Annotated in this window: 7 protein-coding genes; 2 read left to right on the top strand and 5 right to left on the bottom strand. The window is 73.3% G+C overall.

From position 1 onward, the window contains the following. Positions 1–95: 95 nt before the first annotated feature. The 5 genes from G3I42_RS01845 to G3I42_RS01825 form a co-directional block, all read right to left on the bottom strand. The gene (locus tag G3I42_RS01845; protein WP_164282105.1) at positions 96–1,328 is read right to left on the bottom strand and encodes a hypothetical protein; all 1,233 of its coding nucleotides are present in this window, start codon (positions 1,326–1,328) and stop codon (positions 96–98) included. A gap of 294 nt (positions 1,329–1,622) precedes the next feature. Next, the gene (locus tag G3I42_RS01840) at positions 1,623–2,492 is read right to left on the bottom strand and encodes a DNA-3-methyladenine glycosylase 2 family protein (RefSeq protein WP_164282104.1); all 870 of its coding nucleotides are present in this window, start codon (positions 2,490–2,492) and stop codon (positions 1,623–1,625) included. Positions 2,493–2,684: 192 nt separating this feature from the next. Further along, entirely contained in the window at positions 2,685–4,388 is a 1,704-nt protein-coding gene (locus tag G3I42_RS01835; protein ID WP_343244420.1) for a phospho-sugar mutase, read from the bottom strand. A gap of 155 nt (positions 4,389–4,543) precedes the next feature. After that, positions 4,544–5,371: a purine-nucleoside phosphorylase gene (locus G3I42_RS01830; protein ID WP_164282103.1), complete on the bottom strand. Its 828-nt coding sequence runs from the start codon at positions 5,369–5,371 to the stop codon at positions 4,544–4,546. A 265-nt stretch (positions 5,372–5,636) separates the two neighbouring features. Further along, on the bottom strand, positions 5,637–6,074 hold the full coding sequence (locus G3I42_RS01825; RefSeq protein WP_009065914.1) for a gamma-glutamylcyclotransferase: 438 nt from the start codon (positions 6,072–6,074) through the stop codon (positions 5,637–5,639). A 145-nt stretch (positions 6,075–6,219) separates the two neighbouring features. Between G3I42_RS01825 and G3I42_RS01820 the strand changes: the two genes are divergently transcribed. Continuing rightward, positions 6,220–7,671, top strand: a complete 1,452-nt coding sequence (locus G3I42_RS01820; protein ID WP_164282102.1) for an NAD(P)H-quinone dehydrogenase — start codon at positions 6,220–6,222, stop codon at positions 7,669–7,671. A 220-nt stretch (positions 7,672–7,891) separates the two neighbouring features. Continuing rightward, on the top strand, positions 7,892–8,709 hold an 818-nt coding region (locus G3I42_RS01815), incomplete at its 3' end, for a DeoR/GlpR family DNA-binding transcription regulator (protein WP_164282101.1).

The following is an 8,709-nucleotide window of genomic DNA, read 5'->3' as shown; positions in this document are numbered from 1 at the left end:
TCGCACGACCATCGGACGCGTACGACCGCCGGACGCGTACGAGCCCAGCGGCCCGAGCGGCCCCAGCGGCCCGCCCCCCCGCCGGCCCCGCCGTCTCAGCAGCGCGTGCCGAAGCCGCCCTCCGCGAGGCCCGTGCAGAAGGCCGCGCGTGCGGCCGGTGACTGCGAGAGGCGGCCGTCGACGAACCAGGACGAGCCCGGCGGGAAGTCGAAGCTGCCGTCGTCGATCCCGTCCCAGCCGTAGCGGAAGTCGAGATCGATGTAGGTGACGGCCGTGATGACGTCCGAGAGGTCGTAGCTGCCGGACTCGTTGGGGATCGGGCCGGAGTAGTGCAGGAGCCCGAAGAGCCGCTGGACCCACAGCGCGCCCCGGTCCGGTTCCTTGCCGCTCGTGTCGGAGCCGTCCGCCGTGAAGTTCATCATCCCGCCCTCCGAGACGATCATCTTCTTCCCGTGGTCCTGGGCGAACTTCATCATCTTCAGGACGTTGCCGTCGTAGTCCCAGTTCTTCCACACGGCGGCGTCGTTCCCGGAGGAGTCCTTGCCGATGTAGGCGTTGCGGCACTGGAGGTCCGCGGTGTCGTAGTTGTCGGGCGGCGTCCCGTTGTAGAGGTAGCCGTTGTCGTACATCGGCAGGCACAGCTCGTGCGCGAAGAGCGAGACGCCGACGCGGTCCACCACCGCGTCGCCCGGGTACATCTGCGCGTAGCTGCCGCGCACAGGGTGGAAGACGTACTGGACGTTGCCGTGCGTGCGTCCGTCGATGAGGGCGCGGATGCGGGCGAAGGCCTTCTTGTACGAGTCGCAGCTCTCGTCCGTGCAGTGGTAGTACGGGCTCACCTCGTAGTCCAGGCGCAGCAGGAACGTGGCCGCCGGGTGCGCGTTGGCGAAGTCGATGAGCGTGGTGAAGCGGTCCGCGTACTGCCCCTCGCCGAGTTCCCGCGTCACCTCGCGCGAGCGGGCGGCCTTGGCGGCCTCGTCGCCGCCGGTGAAGCCGGGCGGGTTGTCCTTCCAGCTCACGCCGACCTGGATCGTCGCGCCCCGGTCGGCGAGGAAGGAGGCGTACGCGGCGTGGTTCGCGCCGACCCACGTGCCCGAGGCCACCTCGTAGTAGACCGAACCGCCCGCCGGGTCCTGCCCGAACGAAGTCCAGTCGTCCCAGGCGGCCTTGCTCGACTGACCGATCAGCAACTGCCGCTCTCCCGGGGCGGCGGGGGCCGAGGTGGCCGCGTGCGCCGTCCCTCCCGCGAGCCCGAGCAGGGGCAGCAGGCAACACAGGGCGAGAAGCAGGGGGAAGGCGCGTGAGGGCGGGGCGTATGTCCTGTGCATGACAGCTCTCCGTACGGGTGGGGGTGCGGCCTGACCGCGTGGGTACGTCCGCACGCATCCTGGGGAACCGGAAGAGCCCCGTCAACGGATCGCGCAAGTTTCGAAGGATCGGGCAGCTCACGGGGGCGCGAGCGAAACCCTGAACGGGCGCTTCGCGGGGCCCGAGGCCGCGACGGGGGCGCTGACATGCCGTGGTGCGGGAACAGGGTGGCGCGGGAGCGGCGAAACTTTACGAAACGAATGGGCGCCCCGGTACGGGGAATTTCGTGCGGCAGGGCTGCCGCTCGCTCCCTCTCAGCCCGCTCCGGCGCGGAACAGCAGGGACGCCCAGGAGCGGTACGGGCGCCACTTCGCCGCGGCGGGGGCGAGCGCGTCGGGCGTCTCCGGGAGGCCGTACGCCTCCGCCATCGCCGCGTGCAAGCGGTGCTCCGCACGGGGGAACACGTCCGGGTGGCCCGCGCCCCTGATGAGGATCAGCTCCGCCGAGAAGGGGCCGATGCCGGGCAGTTCCTGGAGGCGGGCGAGGGCGTCCTCCGGCGGGAGGGCGCGGAGCGCCGCCGCGTCGAGGCGGCCGTCCAGCGCCGCCTCGGCCAGCGCGTGCAGCCGTTCCGTCTTGACGGCGCTCACACCCGGTACGGGATCGAGGTCGCGCAGCACCGCGGGCAGCGGGAAGGCGTGCCGCTCGCGGCCCGCGACCGTCAGGGTCTCGCCGTACGTACGGGCCAGCTCGTCCTTCACGGCCGCCGCGCGCGTCATCCGCAGCCGGTTGCCGATCACGGTCCACGCGGCGGCCTCGTACGGGGAGTAGAAGCAGACCGGGCGCAGGCCCGGGAACTCCTCCTGGAGCCGCCCGACCTGGGGATCGGCCCGGCCCACGGCGGGGAAGCCGCTCCCGTCCACGTCGAGCGACAGGACGCGCGCCACCTGGGCCCGTACGGCGGCGGGAGCGGCGCCGTCCGACGTCCACTCGGCCCGGACATCCCCCGCGTCCTCCGGCTGCCGTACCGCGCAGCCGACGACGTGCGTGCCGTCGTCCGCCGGGAAGGCGAGGCGCAGGACGCCGTCGTCCTCGGCGGGATACGCGGCGGGCGTGAAGTCCGTCAGGAAGCCGAGGGCGGCGGACAGGGCGAAGGGCCCCTGCGGGGCCAGCGAAAACGTGGGCATGGCGCTCGCCTTCCGGAGCCCCGCACACGGGCGGCCCCGCACCCGACGTTGCCACGGCGGGCGGGAGGCGGCACGGCGGGGGAGCGGCACGGTGAGGGAGGGCGCCGTACGGTGCGGCCCTCCGGCGCGAGCGCCCTCCGCGTACGGTGCCGGGCCCCGGGCCCGCGCCCCCGGCCCCTCAGAACCCGCCCCTCAGAGACCCGCCGCCGCCCCCACGTCCCGCTTCAGCTCCGTGAGCAGCGCCGCCGCGCGTTCCCGCGCCTCCGCGACCGGCAGCCCCGCCGGGAGGACGATCTCCAGGTAGCACTTGAGCTTCGGTTCGGTGCCGCTCGGGCGGACGACGACCCGGCCCCGGGTGGCCAGCCCGTCGACGTCCCCCTCCAGGACGTACCGCAGTCCGTCCGTGGGGGGAAGGCCGTCCTTCGGGAGGTTGAGGTCGTCGGCCGAGGTGACGGGGAGGCCCGCGAGGCGGGCCGGGGGGCCGGTGCGCAGGCGGTCCATCGCGGCGGGGATGAGGGAGAGGTCGGCGACGCGGGCGGAGAGCTGGGCCGTCGCGTGCAGACCGTGCTCGTGCGCGAGGTCGTCGAGCGCGTCGGAGAGCGTGCGGCCCTCCTCCTTGAGTACCGAGGCGTACTCCGTGATGAGGAGCGCGGCGGTGATCCCGTCCTTGTCGCGCACGCCCCCGGGGTCCACGCAGTAGCCGAGCGCCTCCTCGTACCCGTACCGCAGCCCGGGGACGCGCGAGATCCACTTGAAGCCCGTCAGCGTCTCCTCGTGCGGGACGCCGGCCGCGCGGGCGAGGGTGCCGAGGAGCGTCGAGGAGACGATCGACTCGGCGAAGACGCCGCGCTCGCCGCGCCGCAGCAGGTGCGTCGCGAGCAGGGCGCCCGTCTCGTCACCCGTGAGCATCCGCCAGCCCGCCGTCGCCGACGCGTCCGGCACGGCGACGGCGCAGCGGTCGGCGTCGGGGTCGTTCGCGACGATCAGGTCGACGCCCTCGTGCGCCCGCGCCGTCGCGAAGGCGAGGTCCATCGCGCCGGGCTCCTCCGGGTTGGGGAAGGCGACGGTCGGGAAGTCCGGGTCGGGCGCGGCCTGTTCGGCGACCGGTACGGGCGCCGGGAACCCGGCCCGCGCGAAGGCCGCCGTGACGGTCTCGGTGCCGACGCCGTGCAGCGCGGTGTGCACGATGCGGGCGGTACGGGGCGAGCCGGGCGCGAGCACGGAGACCGCGCGCTCCACGTACGCCTCAAGGACGTCGTCCCCGAGTACCGTCCACCCGTCCTCGGCGCGCGGCACCTGCGCCAGCGCGTCGATCGCCTCGATCCCGGCGGCGATCTCGGCGTCCGCCGGAGCGACGATCTGCGAGCCCGCGCCCTCGCCGGGCTCCGGGTAGCCGAAACCGAGGTAGACCTTGTAGCCGTTGTCGCGCGGCGGGTTGTGGCTCGCGGTCACCTCGACCCCGGCGACCGCGCCGAGGTGCCCGATCGCGAAGGCGAGGACGGGCGTGGGCAGCGGCCGGGGCAGGACGGCGGCGCGCAGCCCCGCGCCGGTCAGCACGGCGGCGGTGTCGCGCGCGAAGTCCGCCGACTTGTGGCGCGCGTCGTAGCCGACGACGACGAGCCCGTCCCCCTTGCCGTGCTCCCGCAGGAAGGCCGCGAGCCCCGCCGCCGCACGAATCACCACGGCCCGGTTCATCCGTGAGGAGCCCGCCCCCAGCTCCCCGCGCAGCCCCGCCGTGCCGAAGCGGAGCAGGCCCGCGAAGCGGTCCCGCAGCGCGTCGAGATCCTCCGCCTCCAGCAGCGCGGCCAGTTCGGCGCGCGTGTCCGGGTCGGGGTCCTCGGCCAGCCAGCGGCGGGCACGGTCGATGAGGTCCTGCGCGTCGTCCTTGTCCACCACGGTGGTCGTGCCTTTCTCGGCTTCGGTACGGCAGCCCCTCGGCTCCGGTGCGGGGGCGGCGGGGCGGTCTCGTCCCCCGGAGGTCGTACGGGACACCTACCCCGTACGACGGAGAGCCCCCGCGGGCAGGGGAGCCCTCGGCGGCGAAGGGCCCGTCAGACGCGGTCGAGGACCTGGCCGAGCAGGGCGCCCATGTGGGCGGCCGAGTCGCGGCCCGCCTGAAGGACCTCCTCGTGGTTGAGGGGTTCGCCCGTGAGGCCGGCCGCGAGGTTGGTGACGAGCGAGATGCCGAGCACCTCGGCCCCCGCCTCGCGCGCCGCGATCGCCTCCAGGACCGTCGACATGCCGACGAGGTCCCCGCCCATCGCGCGGACCATGCCGATCTCGGCGGGCGTCTCGTAGTGCGGGCCGGGGAACTGCACGTACACGCCCTCTTCGAGCGTGGGGTCGATCTCCTTGCACAGCGCGCGCAGGCGCGGCGAGTAGAGGTCGGTGAGGTCCACGAAGTTCGCGCCGTGGATGGGCGAGGTCGCCGTGAGGTTGATGTGGTCGCTGATCAGCACCGGCTGCCCCGGCCGCATCCCGGCGCGCAGCCCGCCGCAGCCGTTGGTGAGCACGATCGTCTTGCACCCGGCGGCGACCGCGGTGCGCACGTTGTGCGCGACCGCGTCCACGCCGCGGCCCTCGTAGTAGTGCGTGCGGCCGAGGAAGACGAGGGCGCGCTTGCCGCCGAGTCCGCCGTACGAGCGGATGCGGCCCGCGTGGCCCTCGACGGCGGGCGGCGGGAAGCCGGGCAGGTCCGTGAAGGACAGGTCGTGGTCCGCCGCGCCGAGCGCCTCCGCGGCGGGCACCCAGCCCGAGCCCATCACCAGGGCCACGTCGTGCGTCTCGGCCCCCGTCAGCTCACCGAGCCGCGCGGCGGCGGCCCGGGCGGCGGCGAAGGGGTCGGCCTGGATGTCGTCCGGAATAACTGATGCGTTCACGCGAATGAGCGTAACCGCTCACAGCCTACGCGCGTAGACGTCGCTGATAACGACCTGATGTTGACTTGCCGGTAGGCGATCGCGGACGCGTCCGGACACGGAGCCGCCTGGTCAGGGGGCCGGAGGGCGGGAAGTGGCGGAAGTCGTGAAGACGGCCGCCTTTGGCGGGAACCCGGCCCTGGCGGAGCGGCGTCGTCCGCCGGGAGACCGGTACGCACGGACGCGCCCGCGCGGCGGCCGACGCGCGTGCACGGCCGACGCGCGTTCAGCAGGGACGCTTCCGCAGTTCCATCACGTAGTCGTGCGGCGCCCCCGCCGATTCCGCCGCGTCGGCGATCTCGCCGAGGTAGCGCGCGGACGGCAGGCCGCCCTCGTACCCGTTGAGGACGTACAGCCACGAGGACTCCGTGCCCTCCAGCGTGTGCACGCGGACCCGGGCGCGGCGGTAGATGCCGAGGCCGACGCCCTCCCAGCCGTCCATCGCCTCCTCGTCGGGGGGCGCGATGTCGTACAGCGCCACGAAGACCTGCGAGGCCGGGTCCTCGACGACCGTGGCGAGCGCGCCTTCCCAGCCCATGTGCTCGCCGCCGAAGGTCAGCCGCCAGCCGTCGAGCCAGCCGGTGGCCCGCAGCGGGGAGTGCGGGGCACGGCGCGTCATCAGCCGCGCGTCGAGATTTCCTGCGTACGCAGCGTAGAGCGACATGGGGTCGAGAGTACGGCAGACGGCGTGGGGAGGCGGGGGAGTCGCGGGAGGCGGACGCGTACGGGAGGGTGCGGGCGGCGGCGTGACCCGTTGCACACCCCGGACGGTGGGCCCGGGCGCGAAGCAATTTGGCGCGTGCGGGACAATGAAGTACGTGACTCGGATCGTGATTATCGGTGGCGGACCCGGCGGATACGAAGCGGCCCTCGTGGGCGCCCAGCTCGGCGCGGAGGTGACCGTCGTCGACTGCGACGGCCTCGGCGGGGCTTCGGTGCTCACCGACTGCGTGCCTTCGAAGACTCTCATCGCGACCGCCGAGGTGATGACGACCTTCGACTCCTCGTACGAGGAACTCGGCATCCTCGTCGCCGACGACACCCCGTACATAGACCGCCCGGCGCGCGTCGTCGGGGTCGATCTCGGCAAGGTCAACCGCCGCGTGAAGCGCCTCGCGCTCGCGCAGTCGCACGACATCACGGCCTCCGTCACGCGCGCGGGCGCCCGCGTCGTGCGCGGCCGGGGCCGCCTGGAGGGCCAGCAGGACAGCGACGGTTCGCGCACCGTCGTCGTCACCGCGGCCGACGGCTCCGAGCAGCGCCTGACCGCCGACGCCGTGCTCATCGCGACCGGCGGGCACCCGCGCGAGCTGCCCGACGCGCGCCCCGACGGCGAGCGCATCCTCAACTGGACGCAGGTCTACGACCTCGACGAGCTGCCCGAGGAACTGATCGTCGTGGGCTCCGGTGTCACGGGCGCCGAGTTCGCGGGCGCCTACCAGGCGCTCGGCTCGCGCGTCACCCTCGTCTCCTCGCGCGACCGCGTCCTGCCCGGCGAGGACCCGGACGCCGCCGCCGTCCTGGAGGACGTCTTCCGCCGCCGCGGCATGAACGTCATGGCCCGCTCGCGCGCGCAGGCCGTCAAGCGCGTCGGCGACCGCGTCGAGGTCACGCTCGCGGACGGCCGTGTCATCACCGGCTCGCACTGCCTCATGGCGGTCGGCGCGATCCCGAACACGACGGACATCGGCCTGGAGGAGGCCGGGGTCAAGCTCAAGGACTCCGGGCACGTCAAGACCGACAAGGTCTCCCGCACGAGCGCCCCCGGCATCTACGCGGCCGGCGACGTCACCGGCGTCTTCGCGCTCGCCTCCGTCGCCGCGATGCAGGGCCGCATCGCGATGTACCACTTCCTCGGCGACGCGGTCACCCCGCTCAACCTCAAGGCCGTCTCGTCCAACGTCTTCACGGACCCCGAGATCGCCACCGTCGGCTACAGCCAGGCCGACGTGGACGGCGGCCGGATCGACGCGCGCGTCGTCAAGCTCCCGCTGCTGCGCAACCCGCGCGCCAAGATGCAGGGCATCCGCGACGGATTCGTCAAGATCTTCTGCCGCCCGGGGACCGGCGTCGTCGTCGGCGGTACGGTCGTCGCCCCCCGCGCGAGTGAACTCATTCACCCCATCTCGATCGCTGTGGACAACAATCTGACCGTGGAACAGATCGCTAACGCGTTCACTGTGTACCCGTCGCTGTCCGGTTCGATCGCCGAGGTGGCGCGCCAGCTCCACACCGTCAAGCGCGCGGAGGAGCAGGTCTGAGGGGCCGTACGGTCTCAACTTCCCTGCTCGGACGGGCTACCGGGCCATCGCGGCGACGCGATGGCCCGTCGCCGTGAGCGCCTTCGGGCGCCGTGCGCGGACCCGTATACCACTTTCACGGGTCCCGTGTGGACAACTTCCGTAACTCGGCGGAAAGTGGTGAACGCGGACAGTCATGCGCGTTACCGTCTGTTCTGTGTTCGCTGCTGAACGTCGTCAAATGATCCTTGAAATGGTGCGCGCCAACGGAGCCGTCTCGCTCCGGGAACTGGCCCGCGTCGTCCAGACCTCTGAAGTGACCGTACGGCGGGACGTGCGGGCCCTCGAAGCGGAAGGGCTGCTCGACCGCAGGCACGGGGGCGCCGTGCTCCCCGGTGGCTTCGCGCGCGAGACCGGCTTCCCGCAGAAGACCCAACTCGCGTCGGCCGAGAAGGCCGCGATCGCCGAACTCGCCGCCGAGTTCGTCGAGCCCGGCGAGGCCGTCGTGATCGGCGCGGGGACCACGACGCAGGAGCTGGCCCGCCGCCTCGCGCGCGTCGCCGGTCTCACCGTCGTGACCAACTCCCTCCTCGTCGCCCAGGCCCTCGCGCACGCCAACCGTGTCGAGGTCGTCATGACCGGGGGCACCCTGCGCGGCACCGACTACGCCCTCGTCGGCAGCGGGGCCGAGCAGTCCCTCCAGGGCCTGCGCGTCTCGCGCGCCTTCCTCTCGGGCAGCGGTCTCACCTCCGAGCGCGGCCTGTCCACCGCCAACATGCTCTCGGCGAGCGTCGATCGCGCGCTCGTCCAGTCGGCCGCCGAGGTCGTCGTCCTCGCGGACCACACGAAGCTCGGCACCGACACGATGTTCCAGACCGTGGCGCCCGACCTCATCACCCGCCTCGTCACCGACGAACCTGCCCCCGGGGAGGAACGCGCCGCGACGGAGCTCCAGGCCCTCGCCGACCAGGGCGTCCACATCTCCCTGGCGGGCCCGCACGCCCCGGCCCCCCGCCCCCGCACCCGCGACGTCGGCCTCCCCGGCCAGCGCCGCGCCCA

It is taken from the genome of Streptomyces sp. SID11385 (genome assembly GCF_010548245.1).
Lineage (GTDB): Bacteria > Actinomycetota > Actinomycetes > Streptomycetales > Streptomycetaceae > Streptomyces.
Note: the sequence above shows the minus strand (reverse complement) of the source record. Positions and strands in the feature narration are given on the sequence as shown.

Bases quoted from the DNA above. Each gene is read 5' to 3' on its own strand.
- G3I42_RS01845 (WP_164282105.1), bottom strand. From the start codon at position 1,328: ATGCACAGGACATACGCCCCGCCCTCACGCGCCTTCCCCCTGCTTCTC.
- G3I42_RS01840 (WP_164282104.1), bottom strand. From the start codon at position 2,492: ATGCCCACGTTTTCGCTGGCCCCGCAGGGGCCCTTCGCCCTGTCCGCC.
- G3I42_RS01825 (WP_009065914.1), bottom strand. From the start codon at position 6,074: ATGTCGCTCTACGCTGCGTACGCAGGAAATCTCGACGCGCGGCTGATG.
- G3I42_RS01820 (WP_164282102.1), top strand. From the start codon at position 6,220: ATGAAGTACGTGACTCGGATCGTGATTATCGGTGGCGGACCCGGCGGA.